The organism is Alistipes timonensis JC136, assembly GCF_900107675.1.
In the GTDB taxonomy this organism is placed as follows: Bacteria; Bacteroidota; Bacteroidia; order Bacteroidales; family Rikenellaceae; genus Alistipes; species Alistipes timonensis.
In genome coordinates, this window is the sequence record NZ_FNRI01000004.1 from 20,298 (window position 1) to 35,585 (window position 15,288).

The 15,288-nt window shown below is 54.0% G+C and carries 16 protein-coding genes and 1 tRNA gene; 1 reads left to right on the forward strand and 16 read right to left on the reverse strand.

The window, feature by feature from the left end; genetic code table 11:
- Positions 1-15: 15 nt before the first annotated feature.
- The 8 genes from BLU78_RS06190 to dprA form a co-directional block, all read right to left on the reverse strand.
- Positions 16-486, reverse strand: coding sequence for an ExbD/TolR family protein (locus BLU78_RS06190; protein WP_026020709.1), 471 nt, complete (start codon positions 484-486; stop codon positions 16-18).
- Positions 487-489: 3 nt separating this feature from the next.
- Positions 490-1,095, reverse strand: coding sequence for an ExbD/TolR family protein (locus tag BLU78_RS06195; protein ID WP_010262020.1), 606 nt, complete (start codon positions 1,093-1,095; stop codon positions 490-492).
- Positions 1,096-1,106: 11 nt separating this feature from the next.
- Positions 1,107-1,526, reverse strand: a complete 420-nt coding sequence (locus tag BLU78_RS06200) for a hypothetical protein (protein ID WP_026020710.1) — start codon at positions 1,524-1,526, stop codon at positions 1,107-1,109.
- A gap of 31 nt (positions 1,527-1,557) precedes the next feature.
- Positions 1,558-2,310: a MotA/TolQ/ExbB proton channel family protein gene (locus tag BLU78_RS06205; RefSeq protein WP_010262025.1), complete on the reverse strand. Its 753-nt coding sequence runs from the start codon at positions 2,308-2,310 to the stop codon at positions 1,558-1,560.
- A gap of 7 nt (positions 2,311-2,317) precedes the next feature.
- Positions 2,318-2,500, reverse strand: a complete 183-nt coding sequence (locus tag BLU78_RS13985; RefSeq protein ID WP_143029368.1) for a hypothetical protein — start codon at positions 2,498-2,500, stop codon at positions 2,318-2,320.
- 160 nt (positions 2,501-2,660) lie between these two features.
- Complete coding sequence (locus BLU78_RS06210) at positions 2,661-3,689, reverse strand: asparaginase (protein ID WP_010262028.1); 1,029 nt, start codon at positions 3,687-3,689, stop codon at positions 2,661-2,663.
- Positions 3,690-3,693: 4 nt separating this feature from the next.
- On the reverse strand, positions 3,694-4,488 hold the full coding sequence (locus BLU78_RS06215; RefSeq protein WP_010262030.1) for a TatD family hydrolase: 795 nt from the start codon (positions 4,486-4,488) through the stop codon (positions 3,694-3,696).
- On the reverse strand, positions 4,485-5,585 hold the full coding sequence (gene dprA / locus BLU78_RS06220) for a DNA-processing protein DprA (protein WP_010262032.1): 1,101 nt from the start codon (positions 5,583-5,585) through the stop codon (positions 4,485-4,487). Before dprA ends, BLU78_RS06215 begins: the two co-directional genes overlap by 4 nt.
- A 195-nt stretch (positions 5,586-5,780) precedes the next feature.
- Between dprA and BLU78_RS06225 the strand changes: the two genes are divergently transcribed.
- A tRNA-Cys gene (locus BLU78_RS06225) sits at positions 5,781-5,851 on the forward strand.
- Positions 5,852-5,954: 103 nt separating this feature from the next.
- Here BLU78_RS06225 and BLU78_RS06230 read toward each other — a convergent pair.
- From BLU78_RS06230 to BLU78_RS06265, 8 genes are read right to left on the reverse strand one after another with little or no spacing between them, the layout of a single operon-like run.
- Positions 5,955-6,650, reverse strand: coding sequence for a M48 family metallopeptidase (locus BLU78_RS06230; protein WP_010262034.1), 696 nt, complete (start codon positions 6,648-6,650; stop codon positions 5,955-5,957).
- A complete protein-coding gene (locus tag BLU78_RS06235; RefSeq protein WP_010262036.1) occupies positions 6,650-9,862 on the reverse strand; it encodes a type I restriction endonuclease subunit R in 3,213 nt (1,070 codons plus the stop codon). Before BLU78_RS06235 ends, BLU78_RS06230 begins: the two co-directional genes overlap by 1 nt.
- A 3-nt stretch (positions 9,863-9,865) precedes the next feature.
- Positions 9,866-10,732, reverse strand: coding sequence for an HAD family hydrolase (locus tag BLU78_RS06240; RefSeq protein WP_010262038.1), 867 nt, complete (start codon positions 10,730-10,732; stop codon positions 9,866-9,868).
- Positions 10,733-10,736: 4 nt separating this feature from the next.
- Positions 10,737-12,002 carry a restriction endonuclease subunit S gene (locus tag BLU78_RS06245; protein ID WP_010262040.1) on the reverse strand — a complete coding sequence of 422 codons (1,266 nt, stop codon included), beginning with the start codon at positions 12,000-12,002 and terminating at the stop codon, positions 10,737-10,739.
- Complete coding sequence (locus BLU78_RS06250) at positions 11,996-12,730, reverse strand: hypothetical protein (RefSeq protein ID WP_010262042.1); 735 nt, start codon at positions 12,728-12,730, stop codon at positions 11,996-11,998. The genes BLU78_RS06245 and BLU78_RS06250 overlap by 7 nt, the downstream gene beginning before the upstream one ends.
- Positions 12,727-13,167, reverse strand: coding sequence for a hypothetical protein (locus BLU78_RS06255; protein ID WP_010262044.1), 441 nt, complete (start codon positions 13,165-13,167; stop codon positions 12,727-12,729). Before BLU78_RS06255 ends, BLU78_RS06250 begins: the two co-directional genes overlap by 4 nt.
- A 10-nt stretch (positions 13,168-13,177) precedes the next feature.
- The gene (locus tag BLU78_RS06260; protein WP_010262046.1) at positions 13,178-14,704 is read right to left on the reverse strand and encodes a type I restriction-modification system subunit M; all 1,527 of its coding nucleotides are present in this window, start codon (positions 14,702-14,704) and stop codon (positions 13,178-13,180) included.
- Complete coding sequence (locus BLU78_RS06265; RefSeq protein WP_010262047.1) at positions 14,694-15,260, reverse strand: restriction endonuclease subunit S; 567 nt, start codon at positions 15,258-15,260, stop codon at positions 14,694-14,696. The genes BLU78_RS06260 and BLU78_RS06265 overlap by 11 nt, the downstream gene beginning before the upstream one ends.
- Positions 15,261-15,288: the final 28 nt, after the last annotated feature.

Consider the following 15,288-nt stretch of genomic DNA (forward strand, 5'->3'; position numbering starts at 1 on the left):
AATGAATCCCCCGGATCAGTAACCCAGCGACTTGGAAGCCGCATAGGAGATTTTCAGGGCATTGGCCCGGCGAAGCTCCTGCTTCACGTCGGTCACGATACCCATCTTGGTAGCCTGGTCGGCCTTGAGACAGATAGTCATCGAAGCACGGTCGGCCTCGCTGAGCTTATCGCGCTCTGCGGCAACGAAATCCAGGATGTCCCGGGTGGATTTGTACGAGTCGTTCAGCTGGATGCGCGGCGCGGTACCGAACTTTGCTTGCATCGTCATCGACGGGGGGCCGATGTGGATGAAGCTGACGAGCGATTTCTTCTCGAGCTTCTGCACCTCGGTGGCCTCCGGAAGTCTGTATCTCACCAGCAGTTCCTGATCGCGCATGGTCGTCGAGACCATAAAGAAGAAGAGGATCATGAAGATCACGTCAGGAAGCGATGCGGTCGAGATAGCGGGCACCTCTTTGTTGCCCTTCTTTTTCATTACTGCCATGGCTTACTTCTTTATGTTACGCGGTTCGGCCTCCGAAATCTTCAGAGGTACGGCCTTTGAGACTACATTGCGCTGCTCCTCGGGAAGATCCGAGAATTTGGCGCCGAATTTACGCTGTGCCACTTCGTCACGCACCTCGTTAAATGCGCGCGTGAGTTCGTTCTGCACCATGATGTAGGACTGGTAGCCCGTATCGCGGGTCGTTTGCAGAGAAACGACGCCCTCGCTCACGGGATAGACCCATTTGCTGCCGTCGGGAAGCTCGATCTCTCTGTTCACCTTTTCGGGAAGGTTCTCGTCGTCCAGCGGGTTTATGATGAACTCCTTGGTCCTCTCCGTAAGTTGATGCAGATCGATCGGCTCCTGCTTGCCCGAAGCTCCTGCCATGATGTCGCCCCTGCCGTTGATGAAGACCAGGAAAAGGTTGCGTTCCTTGACCTTGATGTCCTCCTGTTTCTGATCCTCAGGGGGCATCGGCGGGAGCATACGCACCAGACCCGTGTCCGTGTTCATGGTAGTGGCAACCAGGAAGAAAATAAGCAGCAGGAAGGCGATGTCGGCCTGCGAGTCGGCTCTGACTTCCGGTGTTTTTCGATTATTTCTTGCCATCGTTGTTACTGTTATTTAAAGGCACCCAAAATCTCGGTGACGACAGCCGTCACGAAAGCGGCGACCATAGCTACGTATGTCACGATGATGCTGGTTTCGGTGAGTACGGTCTCCCCGGCGCCGAAGACGCCGCCGTTGGCGAGGTCGGGAATCTGGATCGAGTGGCCGGCGGAGATGAAGTAGGCGATACCGACAACGACGATGATCAGAGCGAGTGACATGATCGTACCCTTGATTCCGGCCGGATTCTGGATCATGCCGAAGACGGCGCAGAAGAGTGCCGTGCAAACAGCGAACACCAGCAGGAAGTACCCCCATATCAGGTTCAGATTGATCGAAGCATCGGAACCTCCGGCGGCAATCGCGTAGACCAGAAGGACCGCGGTGATTGCCAGCAGAATGCCCAATAATATGTTCAATATCTTTTTCATATCGAGTTTAACTCTCTTTTAAAGCGTTGGATTATTTCTTGTTGTAAGCCGTCAGGATATCCACCAGCGTGATGGACGAATCCTCCATATCGTTCACCAAAGAGTCGATCTTCGAAACGATATAGTTGTAGAACAGCTGAAGAATAACCGCAGCGATAAGACCCATGAGGGTCGTCAGCAGGGCGACCTTGATACCACCGGCAACCAGCGTCGGGCTGATATCACCGGCAGCCTGGATGGCGTCGAACGCCCCGATCATACCGACAACGGTACCCATGAATCCCAGCATGGGCGAAAGAGCGATGAACAGGCCGATCCACGTCAGGCCCGACTCCATCTGGCCGGTCTGAACCGAACCGTAGGAAACGACGGCCTTCTCGACCGAATCCAGACCCTGGTCGTAGCGGTCCAGCCCCTGATAGTAGATCGAAGCGATCGGGCCGCGGGTGTTGCGGCAAACCTCCTTGGCAGCCTCGATGCCGCCGTTTTTCAGGGCCTCTTCGACCTTGGCGATGAATTTCTTCGAGTTGATCGTCGAGAGCGACAGGTAGAGGATACGCTCGATAGCTACGGCGAGACCGATGACGAGGAACACCAGAATCGGGAGCATCCATGCCCAGCCGCCCTCGAGGAACTTCTGCATCATGACGTGGTGCAGGCTGTCGCCAGCGAGCTGAGTTTCGGCAACAACCGTTTCGGTTGCGGCAGCAGCATCCTGTGCAAACGCACTAACGGTACCCAGTACGGACAGGGCAGCCGACGGAATCAAAAAAAGTTTTTTCATAGTTGTGTTAGATAAAATAAATTTGATTAGTTGAATTTTTATTTTTGTTAAGTTTTCCGGTATCTTCTCTTTGCGGCGGTTCCGCGGTTTGATCGTTTATTTTTTTACTAAAATATTTATTTTTTTTGTCTTTTGCGACCGCTCCGGGGGCCTTTTGTAATTTTAAACGCCGGCGGAGAGTCGTTTTCACGCACATAACCGAATCCCGGACAATACACCCCGAATTCGCTCAATCGTTTGTAGTTCAATCGTTTTGCCTGTTTTTGCCGCCTTTGGCGCCCGGCATTCCGGGCGGAAAGGGACTATTAGCAGTGCGAAATATAGAAAAAAAAATTGTTCCGTGCAACGTCTCAGGCTGTAAATTCTCCGCGCAGGGGCTTCCGGAGCAGTGCGCGCGTCTCATCGTCGGAAAGTCCCAGTCCGAGCACGTACATCAGCTTGGTGACGGCGGCTTCGGTGGTCATGTCGAAGCCGCACAGGACCCCGGTTTTCTGAAGTTTCAGGCCGGTTTCATAAAGCTCCATCGAGACCCGTCCGCCGCCGCACTGCGTGATGTTGAGGATGATGATTCCGCGGTCGATGGCTTCCTGCACGACCCGGATGAACCACTCGGAGGTAGGGGCGTTGCCCGCGCCGTAGGTTTCGAGCACCACGGCCCGCAGTCCGGGTGCCGCGAGCATCGCCCGCAGGATCTCCCCGCCCATCCCCGGGAAGAGTTTGATGAGCTCGATGCCTCCGGAGAGCTTTGTGGCGATGCGCAACTCCTGCGAAAACTCCGCGGGTTGCAGGATCGCCGGCAGGTTGTAGGCGATGTTGACCCCGACCTCGGCCAGCGGCGGGTAGTTGTACGACCGGAAGGCGCTCAGGGCTTCGGCGCTGCGCTTGGTGGTGCGGTTGGCGCGGAAGAGCCGGTTCTGGAAGTAGAGCGACACTTCGGGGACTTCGGGACGGCCATTGAGGTGCGCCCCGGCGATCTCGATGGCCGTGATGAGGTTTTCGCGCCCGTCGGTGCGCAGCACGCCGATCGGGATCTGGCTTCCGGTGAAAACCACCGGTTTGCTGAGGTTTTCGAGCATGAAACTCAATGCCGACGCCGTGTAGGACATGGTGTCGGTGCCGTGCAGCACCACGAAACCGTCGTAACGGGCGTAGTTGTCGCGGATCAGTTCGGCCAGGGCGATCCAGTGGGTCGGCTCGACGTTCGACGAGTCGATTACGGGCGACACGGTGTGTACGTCGATGTCGACGTTGAGGCGCTTCAGCGAGGGAAATTCGTCGTAAATGGCGCTGAAATCGAAGGGCACCAGCGCCCCGGTGACGGCATCGGTCTTCATGCCGATGGTTCCGCCCGTGTAGATAATCAGGATGGATGAACGCATAGGATCAGATTCCTTTGAAAATTCGTTTTGCATTTTCGGTCGTTGCGGCGGCCACCTCCGCAGGTGTCAGCCCTTTGAGTTCGGCGACTTTCTCGCAGACGTAGCGCACATAGGCCGATTCGTTGCGCTCGCCCCGGTGGGGTGCGGGCGTCAGGTAGGGACAGTCGGTCTCGAGGACGATGTCCCGCAGCTCCATTTCGCGCACGACCTCGGCCAGTCGGCTCTTTTTAAAGGTCACCACGCCGCCGATGCCGAAGACGAAATCGCCCAGTTGCTTCAGTTCACGGTAGGTCTCTGCCCCGTCCGAATAGGCGTGGAAGACGCCCCGGACACCCCGGCCGCGAAATTCGCGCATGAGGGCCACGGTCTCGGGCCAGGCATCGCGCGTATGCACGGCGATCGGCAGCCCGTATTGCAGCTCAAGCTCGATCTGGCGGCGGAAGACCTCGGTCTGCTCCCCGTGAAAATCGCGGCTCCAGTAGAGGTCGAGTCCGATCTCGCCCACGGCGCAGAACCCGGTGATCCCCTCGGGGGGAGTTTGCAGGTATCGTTCGACCTGCGCCAACTCCTCGCGCCAGCGGGGGTTGTCGTTGACCGACGTGGGGTGCAGTCCCATCATCGGGATGCACTGCTGCGGATGGCGGCGGCAAAGTCCGAACAGCCTCTCATGGCTTTCGGAGTCGATGGCCGGGAGCAGCAACAGCCCGACGCCCTCGGCCGCAGCCCGGGCCAAAGCCTCGTCGCGGTCGGCGTCGAACGCTTCGTCGTAAAGGTGTGAATGGGTATCGATCAGTTTCATAGTTTCATATATCGGTTTCCGGGCAGTTGCCGCACGGCGCCGGCCAGTTCCAGCCCTACGAGCAGCGTCGCCAGTTCGCCGGGATTCAGTCCGCTGAGCTCCCCGAGCGTCTCGACCGACAACGGGTCGTCGGTGCGGAAACATCCCAGCAGCCCCGCTTCGTCGGGTGTGAGCTCCGGCGTCGGCGGCTTCGTCCGCAGCGTCGCGGGATTCTCCCCGAGGTCCCACATCAGTTCGCGGACCACGTCGTCGGCCGTCAGCACCAGCTGCGCCTTGCGGTTGCGGATCAGGTGGTTCGTGCCGGCCGATGCCCGGTCGGTGATACGCCCCGGCACGGCCATCACCGTCCTGTCGTAGGCATCGGCGCAGTGGGCCGTGAAGAGCGAACCGCCCGTGTCGGGCGATTCGACGACGATGCATCCGGCGCTGAGCCCCGCGATGATGCGGTTGCGGGCGAGGTAAAAATTGCCGTTCTGCTTCGACTGCGAGTGCAGTTCCGTGACCAATGCACCTCCGTGGGCGAGGATGTCGCGCGCCACGTCCGTATGCTGTGCAGGCGTTACGGCGGGCAGCGGGTTGGCCACCACGGCGACGGTCGGAACTCCGGCCGCAAGCGCCGCACGGTGTGCCGCAACGTCGATGCCGAAAGCCAGTCCGCTCACGATCGAGAGCCCCGGAACCCGTTCCGCGAGGCCGCTGACCAGCCGGTTGCAGACTGTCTGTCCATAAGGCGTTGCCTCGCGCGTGCCCACGACCGAGATGCAGCGGGCCGAAAGTGCCCCGATGCTGCCCCGGACATAGATCACATGGGGATAGTCGGGAATTTCGCGCAGCAGCGGCGGGTATTCCGCGTCGGTCGAAGCAATGGCCGTGATGCCGTTGCGGCGGCAGTGGTCGAGCTCTTTTTCAGCCGCCGAAAATCCTTTCCGACGGAGGATTTGCTGTGCCGCTTCGGGCCGCAGTTCCGCATCGTCGGTCAGTTCGCGGGACGTGGCTGCGAAGATGCTCCGCGCATCGCCGAACTGCTCCAGCAGGTGTACGGCGCCTTTAATGCCGATACCCGGAGTCATCTGAAGGGCAATATCCTCGATGGTCATACCGCGAAAAAGGATTGTTTTTGAAAAGTAAAGTTAACGATTTTTAACGAATAACGTAAATTTATTTGCGAAATGGCGTAAAGTTGGGTGGAAGTTTTGCAAAAATTGGAAATGTTTGTATATTTGCACTCCCGATGCGTCTGAGAAGACCTCGAATGGTTTCGGGTCAGGGAAGATGGATTTGTTGGGAAAAATGGTCTGATGGCCGAGTGGCTAGGCAAAGGTCTGCAAAACCTTGTACAGCGGTTCGAATCCGCTTCAGACCTCACAGAAACCGCGTTGTAGATATCTACAACGCGGTTTTCGTTTTGTTTTGTCATACATTTGTCATACGGGGCGGGCGGATGATACTTTTGAAGCTGTTTGCACCTACATCATGAATCGCTCCAACTTGTCTTTCCAACGCCGCCAGTCGGGCATTTCGGTTTCGAGCAGGGTAAAGAAGGCTGCAGTATGGTCGGGATGCAGCAGATGACACATCTCATGCGTGATAACATACTCAATGCAGGGGCGCGGCGCCTTGATGAGTTCCGTATTCAGAATGATTTTCCCCTTGGGGGTGCAGCTGCCCCAACGGTTTTCCATCTCCTGAACATAGAGTGAGGTTGGAGCAACTCCGTACCGCGCAAATCGGGAAATGATAGGCTCCGCATACTCGGTAAACTTGAGTTTGGCGTGTTCGCGGTACCAGGATTTCATCAACTCCCGGGCCTTGTCCGGAGAGGTGCATACCACTTCGAAGCAGCGGCCCTTGTAACGGACGCTGTTGGTTTTGCCTTCCGAGACCCGGAGCAGGAACTGCTTTCCCAGATAGTAGTGCGACTCTCCGCTGACATATCGTTTTTCCGGACTTCGAATCCCAAAATCCTTGAAATAGGCCTGCTGCCGAAGAATCCACGGCGCCCGTTTGTGGAGTTTCTGCTCGATAACCTCTTCCGGCGTCCCTTCCGGAGCCAGCAGAACGACCTCGCCGGATGGATATACCTTGATTCCGAGTGTCCGGCGGGCGGAAAAGAGTACGCTGTAGGGAATCGTCTCTTTCCCGAAGACGAATATCTGCTGCATCACCGGAACCATTTTTGAGCCACGTCGACCGCCCGGTCGATGATGGCATCCATGTCGTCGAAGGTCATCGACAGATCATACTTGCGTTTGACCTCGTCAATCAGATAGTCCTCGATGTCGAGCTTCATCATGCCGACCAACCTGTCCTTGAGCGGCCAGTCGACAATGAGCGTCCCCTTCTCGAAGATGTGCTGACGAATGATGGCGTCGATCCGGTTGGCCGTGTCGAGTGCTATTTGCGTCAGATCGAGTCCTTGTTCGGGCTTTATGACTGACTTGTAGACCTCCAGACTCAATCCGAAGTAGGCCCGCGCGGCATTGTTATCCTTCAGCACGTCGGGAATCTCGCTGTCGGTATGATTCAGCGCCTTGTTCATCAGGTCCGTCGCCTGGGTCAGATACTCCGCCTCGTCGATTCGCCCCTGTTCGTACTGCGAGATGGTCTCCTTGAGCATCTGCGAGAACTTCTTGTAGAAGGCCGGGTCGGTATCCATGTTCTCGGTGATGTACTTGGCCGTTCGCGAGGCAATCGTGTCCGCTTTGGCCGCTTTTCCGGAGATTTTCTCCACCTCTTCGGCGAACCGCTCCTTGTCGAAGATGTTCACCAGGTCGGTGATGACCTGCACCTCGCCGCTCTCGATGTGCGTGTCGATCAGCTTCTGAATCTGCCCTTCGTATTGCTTGTAGTCCACCGTGTCGGAGTAGCGCTCCTGCACGGCATTACGGAGCTTCATGAAGAAGGCCAGATCGTGCTTGTACCGTTCGACCTCTTCTTGAGGCGTGTTTTGATGGAATACGATGGACGAAAGCGCTACCTTCAGCGTCCGGGCAAAGGCCCGCAGCTTTTCGTAGAAGAGCGTGCGCCGGTCCTCCTCGCGCAGAACATTGCCGAAGGCCTCGAAGTCGGTCGTGTTGCGCACCTCCTTGAAGAGGTCCCACAACTCGGCATGCTTCTGGGGCAGCTTGGCAACCTCCTCTGAGATGTCCGTATAGGTTCCTTCCAGATCCTCCTTGTCAAAATCGGTGTAGAGCTCCAGCGCCGAATTAAGTGATCCCAATACGCCGTAATAGTCGATGATATATCCGAACTCCTTGTCTTCGCAGACGCGGTTGACGCGGGCAATGGCCTGCAGCAGCGTGTGGTCCTTCAACTTGCGGTCGAGGTAGAGCACCGTGTTGCGGGGTTCGTCGAATCCCGTCAGGAGTTTGTCCACGACGATGATAATCTCCGGCTTGTCGCTGTTCTTGAAGCGGTTGATGATGCTTGCCTCGTACTTTTTGGCCGTGCCGTATTCATCCATCATGCGCTTCCAGAAGGCCACCTCCACGTTCGAGGTCTCGCCGAACGCTTCGTCTTCCCCCTCCCGGGTGTCGGGCGAGGTGATGAGCACCTCCGACGAGACGATTCCGATTTCGTCGAGATACTGCTTGTAGAAAATTGCGACGTGTTTGCGCGGAGCCACCAGTTGTGCCTTGAATTTCGACCCCTGCCAGTTCTCCTTGAAATGCTGCGAAATGTCCCACGCAATGGCATAGATGCGCTGCTGCGTCTGGTTGAGCTGATCCGCACGGCTGAATTTCTTCTTCATGTCGGCCCGCTGGGCGTCGCTCATCCATCCGCAAATCTTGTCGAAATAGCGGTCGATCGTCTCCTCGTGCACCACCTGCGGCACCATGCGCCCCTCGTAGAGCAGCGGCACAACGGCCTTGTCCGCCACGGCCTGGTCCACCGTGTAGACCGGCTGAATGATGCCGCCGAACTTTCGGGCCGTGTTCTTCTCCTTCTTCATCAACGGCGTGCCGGTCATGGCGATGAAGCAGGCATTCGGAAGCGTCTTCTCCATCTTGATGCCCATCTCGCCGTACTGGCTGCGGTGCCCCTCGTCGATCAGCACGAAGATATTAGGGTCGGTCAACGGGGTGCGGATGCCGCGCACGGCCGTCTCGAACTTGTTGATAATCGTCGTGATGACAGCGTCACTCTTGCTGTTGAGCAGTTCGACGAGCTTGCTCCCCGTCGTGGCGTTCTCGACGCGAATCTGACATTTGCGGAATGTTCCCGTAATCTGCCGGTCGAGGTCCGTGCGGTCGGTCACGAGGATGATTTTCGGGTTGCGAATCTCTTTGTCGAGGATGATGGCCTGCGCCAGCATCACCATCGTCAGCGACTTGCCGCTTCCCTGCGTGTGCCAGATGACTCCGCCGCGCCGCCGCCCGCCCTCGATGTGTCGCATGCGCCGCATCGTCTGTCGCACGGCAAAATACTGCTGGTAGCGGGCCACCTTCTTGGTGCCGTCGTCGTAGAGTGTAAAGCCGTACATCAACTGCAGCAGCCGCTCGGGCCGGCACAAGTTGTAAAGGTATTCATCCTGCACCGACGGCGTGACAGGCTGCTTGTAGAGATCCTCGAAGTTGCGGCGGACATAGCCGAACCGCTCTCCGAAGATCTTGTCGTCCAACAGCGGTTCGTTGACCACCCGCTCCAGCTCCTGCCGGTAACGGGCCTCCTCCTCGCGGTCGGTAAACTGCTCGCGCCACCGCGCCCAGAACTTTTCGGGCGTGGCCGTCGTAGCATAACTGCCCTCCTGGCGGTTGATGGCCAGCAACAACGCAGAATAGAGGTACAGCGAACGGATGCCGTCAGCCTTCTGGTTGCGGAGGTGCTGCGAAATGGCCTGTTCGATGGAGTCCTTCACGTCGGGACGCTTGCACTCGATGACGCATAGCGGAATGCCGTTCACGAAGAGGACGATGTCGGGCCGGTAGGTGTCGGTCATCCCCGTGCGGCTGACGGCAAACTCCTCCGTGACGTGGAAGACGTTGTTGCGAATGTCTTTCCAGTCGATGTACTGCATCACGAAACTCTTGCGGTCGCCGTCGACGATCTGTTCGAGGGTTTTGCCCGAGGTGAGCAGGTCGTAGATCGTCTGCGAAGCCTCCATAAATCCTTCGTCCATCGGGATGTTGCGCAGGGCCTCGATTCCGGCTGTAATGTTCTGCTCGGAAAATACGGTGGTCCGCGTCGAGCTGACTTGCACGACGTTGATAGCTGCCAGCTGCTTGCGCAGCACGGATTCGAGCAGCACGTTGGCGGGATTCCCGCCACGCAGGGCCAGCGCCTCATCGGGTGTGAGGTATGTGTAGTCGAGCTTTTCGAGCATCAGCAGCGCGGGAATCTGGCTAATATGGTCTTCTTTGAAAGAGATGGACATATCTTATTCTACTCCAAATCGTTTGACATTTTGTTTTTGCAATTCGTTAAAGTTAAAATTTGATTTAATCTGTTTGATAATTGCTTTTACAATATTGTAGATTTCGCCATCTTTGACGTAGTTTGCGGCACATGCAAAATTCACTCTATCGTCTAATACAAGTTTTTCGGCACATGCTTTTTTCTTTTTATTACGAGGTTTGTAAACAGCGATAGAGTTTCCTCCTTGTTGTTTTATTAGCTTCATACATGGTATATCGGTTTCACCATCACCAAAATATATCATATGTTTAAAAGGGATAGGCCTATCTTCTTCTGCTTTATATTCATTTATTTTTGCATTTTCACTTATTTTAGTAACCCCTTTATTTATCATAAATAGAAATTGGGTTTTTGTTGTGAAATCTACAGCTACTGCAGGCCAAACAGCAACCCCATCTTCATACATAAATGTGCAAGCATATATTTCTTGAAACTTATTCCCTATTTTAGTCCCTTCTATCATTTCTTTTAATCCGGATGAATTAATATAATGTTGGATTATAACACCTTCCTCTTGCCCTAATTGGTTGATTAAATCAAACCATTCTTTTACTCCCTCGTATAGTTCAATACTTTTCCCAAAATCAACGAATTTTTGACGTTGAACACTAACTCCTGCAGCACGAGCCTTATCCAGCATTAATTTCATATAACATAAAATATTACTGGCTTCGTGTTTTTCTATAAGTTCATTGTTTTGACGCCAAAATTGGGCTTTATCTTTGATGCCGATAGCTTTAAGAAAATCATATTCTTGCATATTGGCAGGAGATAAAGTCCCATCAAAATCATAAATAAGTGCGACTGTTGGTTTCTTACGTTTTGCCATATTCTTAGATATTAATTTTTACACGTTTTTTGCTGGAGAGGAGTTGTTGCATAAGGCCGCGTTTCTGACGGCGGAGCCGTTCAAGCTTTTCTTTGGCCAGCTCAATCTCGCGGTCGGCCGCGGTCAACACCTTCGCAATGGCGGTTTGCTCTTTCAAAGATGGAATCTTGAAAGTCCATTCATAAAGCATCTCTTTATCCAAATTACGCCTTACAATGCTTGCGCCTATGACAGAGCATCCTTGTAATGCTTGCAGGAACATGGACGAGCGAACGAAATCTCTGATAAAGTTGATATTGTTGTGTTCGGTAACCTTAAAAACCTTGTAGGCAGGGGAGATTATGCCTTCATTGAAATTCGTCAGAATATGACATGAACCCATCCAAAAATTAAGCCCGCTCATGGCTAAATCTCCTTGTTCTACTACAATGTATTTAGAAGTGTCTTCGCTTGCAATATCCTTATTAAAATAGGATTTTTGAGCGACAATCCCCTCTTTTGTGACAGATAGCACTTCGTATTTCGTAAGAGGGTCTGCCGTTTTTATACTTTTGGTAAACAGTTCACAAAATTTAACTTTTTGCCAGGGTTCGGAGAAACCAGGAAGACGGAGTTTGGCGGAGAGGAGTCGCTGCATCAAACCGCGTTTGCGCAGGGCGAGTTTTTCAATCAGCCGCGCCTGCTTTTCAATCGCCTCATCCCACACGCGCAACACCTCCGCAATCTTCCGCTGCTCCGCTAGGGGCGGAACAGCAATTTTTACTCTTTTCAAATCGCTGGTGCTAATACTGGCTTGATTGACAGCGGGCTTCGCTATTACTTGAGCCATATGCCGCATATGTTCAGTTAGCAACGTATAATATAAATATTGCTTATCAAGGCAATCGTTGGCTCTAAGCAAAAGCAGGTTCATACCATGATAAATTTCTTGATCACCTTTGTAATAAGCAACCTTCCCGATTTGAGAAAGACTATTTATGTGGCTATACAGGATGTCGCCTTTTTGCATTCTGAAGGTTTCATATCCACTTTCATTGGGGATATATCCGACCTTCGCATAATTTATTTCTCCTGTAGAAATGGTTTCGATACGAGTAACAGGAATCCCACAAGTGATGGAGACATCATATGTAAGACCATTGGTACATCTCGAAAGGAGATCGCCTAAAAATTTCACCTCCCACTCCTGCGGAATAATCCCCAGCGCCGTCGCCTTATAACCTTGTGGTAGGTCGGTATCGTGTGTCATTGCAGTAATTGGCTTTACCATGTTTTTTCAAATCGGAATTGAAGAATTCCTCCCAGTATGTTGTTAAGATTCACTTTATCGACACTATATATGCCAGCTGGAACCGATTGTCGGATCTTGTCCAACTTGTTGTAGGTTTCCTCGGAGATTGGAGAAGAATCAAGATAATAGACCGTATGGTCAATATGATACACGTCTTGATACTTAATAGCAATCAAGTCGGACTCTCGGACTATTACGGAGGTCATGTAGGGTAGCTTGGGTATCAGCTTTTCGCTATGGACAAGACTGTTCCATATTTTTGACGTGATATCGTGCAATTTGGTTCGATCTTCTTCCACGAACGGGCATTTGGCAACGACTCCATCCAGCTCCTCTTGGCAGCGACAGTCCTTGTATATATTGATAGGACAGCAGTATACGAAATTCTTTAACCCGTCTGGAAGAAACATGGAGGATTGTACATAAATCATCGAACCGATGGTAAATTCGATGGGGCGATTCAATTTTGTTCCACTATTGCAAATCGCCAAATGATCCTTTCCTCGTTTGAAGAAAAATAGAGGCTGGTGCTCCATTTGTTGGATTTTTAGCTTTTCCTGTTCCAGTTTGTGCTGCTTTTGTTGCAGTTTATGTTGTTTGCAAAGTACGATTGCAGTAACAATAGCTGTGAATAGGGAACTAATGCCAAGAATGATATTTCCGATATCACCCCAAGTCGAAAGAGTCATATTGAGGAACATACTCATAGTGTAATTACTTTGGTGGTTACGTTGTCCTGCCCGGATTCATCGTCCCAAATCAGTTTGAGCGTTAATTTTTGGGGACAGCCAATCGTTAGATAGAGTTTGAGTTCGGCATCGTCTTGCGGGTTCATAATCTCGTATGGGAATATTTCATCGTTCATGACGATTAGACCTTCAACATCAAGCCCTTCAACTCGAATATTCCGAGCTACAGCCCGGCCATTGTTCCATATTCGAAGCGTCCGGGGTCCTTTGGTATTCTGCGAAATCTCCGCGCGGATATCGGCTTTTTTGTTTGCCTGCTCCTCTTCCTGCAGCTGTTTCAGTTGATAAGAGTTGATTAACCGTTCTTGTTGTTTCAGTTTCCGGTCGTGCGCGAAATAGGTATACAGGCTGACGGCAAGAGCTGCGGCCGAAATAATAAATGTCCAAGTCTCCATATTGGCCTTTTTAATATCCCAACTCCTTCAGATAACCCTCCATCCGGACATGCACCTCGACAAGCTCCTTTTCCAGGGCATCAATCTCCTGCTGCACGGCCGCAATGTCGATTTCGGGCTCCTCCTCGAAGGTGTCCACATAGCGCGGGATGTTGAGGTTGTAGTCGTTGTCGGCAATCTCCTCGCGCCGGGCAACGTAGGCGTAGCGCTCCTCGACGATGCCCGGCGCGAGTTCCCCCTGCGCAAAGCGGCGGTAGGTCGTGACGATGTGGTCGATATCCTCGTCGCGCAGCCGGTTCTGGTTCTTGCCGTTCTCAAATTCGCGGCTGGCGTCGATGAAGAGCACGTCGGTCGTCGTCTTGGCCTTGTTGAAGATGGCGATGGCGGCCGGGATGCCCGTTCCGTAGAAGAGGTTGGCCGGGAGTCCGATGATGGCCTCGACGAGGTTCTCCTCGATGGTCTGCTGGCGGATTTTTCCCTCGCTTGCCCCTCGGAACAGCACGCCGTGAGGAACAACGACGCCAACCTTGCCGTGTTCGTTGGCTACCTCAATCATGTGGCATATGAATGCCCAGTCGCCCTTGCTCTTGGGCGGAATGCCGCGCCAGAAGCGGTTGTAGGGGTCGTCGGCCGCCTCGTCGGCGCCCCACTTTTCGAGCGAGAAGGGCGGATTGGCCACGACGGTGTCGAACTTCATCAACGCATCGCCCTCCTTGAGCTTCGGGTTGCGCAGCGTGTCGCCCCAGCGGATCGTGGCGCTGTCGAAACCGTGGAGCAGCATGTTCATCATGGCCAGCGCCCAGGTGCTGCCGTTGAGCTCCTGACCGTAGAGCGAGAAGTTATCGGAGCCCACCTCGCGGCCTGCCTTGATGAGCAGTGAACCCGAGCCGCACGTCGGGTCGCAGATGCGCGAACCGGGGGCGCTCTTGGTCAGTCGTGCCAGCAGGGTCGAGACCTCCTTCGGTGTAAAAAATTCTCCAGCCTTCTTCCCGGCATCGCTGGCGAACTTCTCGATAAGGAACATGTAGGCATCGCCGATGACGTCGTTGTTCGCGAGGTGTGACTCGTCGAACTGCAGCCGCTCGTCCGAGAAGTCGATGAGTAGTTGTTTCAGCCGGGCGTTGCGCTCCTTCGTTTCGCCGAGGTTGCTGCTGTTGAAGCTGATGTTGCGGAAGATGCCGCTGCCGTCCTCGCTGCTCAGCTTTTCGCGGTTGGCAAATTCGAGGTCGGCCAGCGCAATGTCAATCAGTTCGCCGATATTGGGCTCGTTGCGGTGCTCGAAGAGGTAGTCGAACGAACTCTTCTCGGGAACCTGGAACCGTTCGCGGCGCATGGCTCGTTGGGCACGCTCCGTGTCGCCGTCGTAGCGCTGGAGATACTCCTTGTATTTCGCTTTGCTGACATCGCTGACGTACTTCAGGAACAGCATCGTGAGGATGTAGTCCTTGTACTGGCTAGGGTCGATAACGCCCCGGAATGTGTCGCAGGCTTGCCATACGACTTTGTTGATCTCTTCCTGTGTAACTTTACCGTTCATCTTTATATATTTTTGTTAATTTATAATCGGTGATTTGCCGGCGGCGCTCCGCGATAGCCTTGTAGAGGGCCTGTTCGCGGCGATGCAGGCGGGTGAGGGCGATGCAGGCCCGCTGTCGCTCCAGCGGGGGGAGTGGTATCTCGAACTCCTCGAGGTCAGCCTTGCTGAGCGAGGCGATGGCCGACCCTTGGGCCTGTGCCGTCAGCAGCTGCCGGGTGGATGGCAGGTTGAGGAATCCGCAGAGGTATTCGGGCAGGATGCGGGTCTGGTTGTCGATTCGGATAATCAGAAACGAGGGAGAGGCCACGCACGGCCCGAGTTGCGTCGGGGCGATGGCGCAGAAATTCTTGCCACCCTTGGCGGCGAGCAGCAGGTCGCTTTCTGTCAGCAGGTGGCGGGCAGCCTTGGAACTGACGGAGGTTGTCGGTCGGACGGTCGGACGGATGTTCCCCTCCTCGTCGAAATCGTTCACCTGAAGGTAGCAGGTGTCGGGCGAAGGGGCGCTTTTCAGGTAAACTCCCGTCTGGATGGTGGCAATATCTTTCAGTTTTACCATTTTTTTCTTTGTAGGTTTATTACAAAAA

Coding starts and splice junctions, on each gene's coding strand:
- BLU78_RS06245 (WP_010262040.1), bottom strand. CDS start 12,002: ATGGTAAAGCCAATTACTGCAATGACACACGATACCGACCTACCACAA.
- BLU78_RS06195 (WP_010262020.1), bottom strand. CDS start 1,095: ATGGCAAGAAATAATCGAAAAACACCGGAAGTCAGAGCCGACTCGCAG.
- dprA (WP_010262032.1), bottom strand. CDS start 5,585: ATGACCATCGAGGATATTGCCCTTCAGATGACTCCGGGTATCGGCATT.
- BLU78_RS06235 (WP_010262036.1), bottom strand. CDS start 9,862: ATGTCCATCTCTTTCAAAGAAGACCATATTAGCCAGATTCCCGCGCTG.
- BLU78_RS06205 (WP_010262025.1), bottom strand. CDS start 2,310: ATGAAAAAACTTTTTTTGATTCCGTCGGCTGCCCTGTCCGTACTGGGT.
- BLU78_RS06260 (WP_010262046.1), bottom strand. CDS start 14,704: ATGAACGGTAAAGTTACACAGGAAGAGATCAACAAAGTCGTATGGCAA.
- BLU78_RS06210 (WP_010262028.1), bottom strand. CDS start 3,689: ATGCGTTCATCCATCCTGATTATCTACACGGGCGGAACCATCGGCATG.
- BLU78_RS06265 (WP_010262047.1), bottom strand. CDS start 15,260: ATGGTAAAACTGAAAGATATTGCCACCATCCAGACGGGAGTTTACCTG.
- BLU78_RS06190 (WP_026020709.1), bottom strand. CDS start 486: ATGGCAGTAATGAAAAAGAAGGGCAACAAAGAGGTGCCCGCTATCTCG.
- BLU78_RS06215 (WP_010262030.1), bottom strand. CDS start 4,488: ATGAAACTGATCGATACCCATTCACACCTTTACGACGAAGCGTTCGAC.
- BLU78_RS06230 (WP_010262034.1), bottom strand. CDS start 6,650: ATGCAGCAGATATTCGTCTTCGGGAAAGAGACGATTCCCTACAGCGTA.
- BLU78_RS06240 (WP_010262038.1), bottom strand. CDS start 10,732: ATGGCAAAACGTAAGAAACCAACAGTCGCACTTATTTATGATTTTGAT.
- BLU78_RS06255 (WP_010262044.1), bottom strand. CDS start 13,167: ATGGAGACTTGGACATTTATTATTTCGGCCGCAGCTCTTGCCGTCAGC.
- BLU78_RS06250 (WP_010262042.1), bottom strand. CDS start 12,730: ATGAGTATGTTCCTCAATATGACTCTTTCGACTTGGGGTGATATCGGA.
- BLU78_RS06200 (WP_026020710.1), bottom strand. CDS start 1,526: ATGAAAAAGATATTGAACATATTATTGGGCATTCTGCTGGCAATCACC.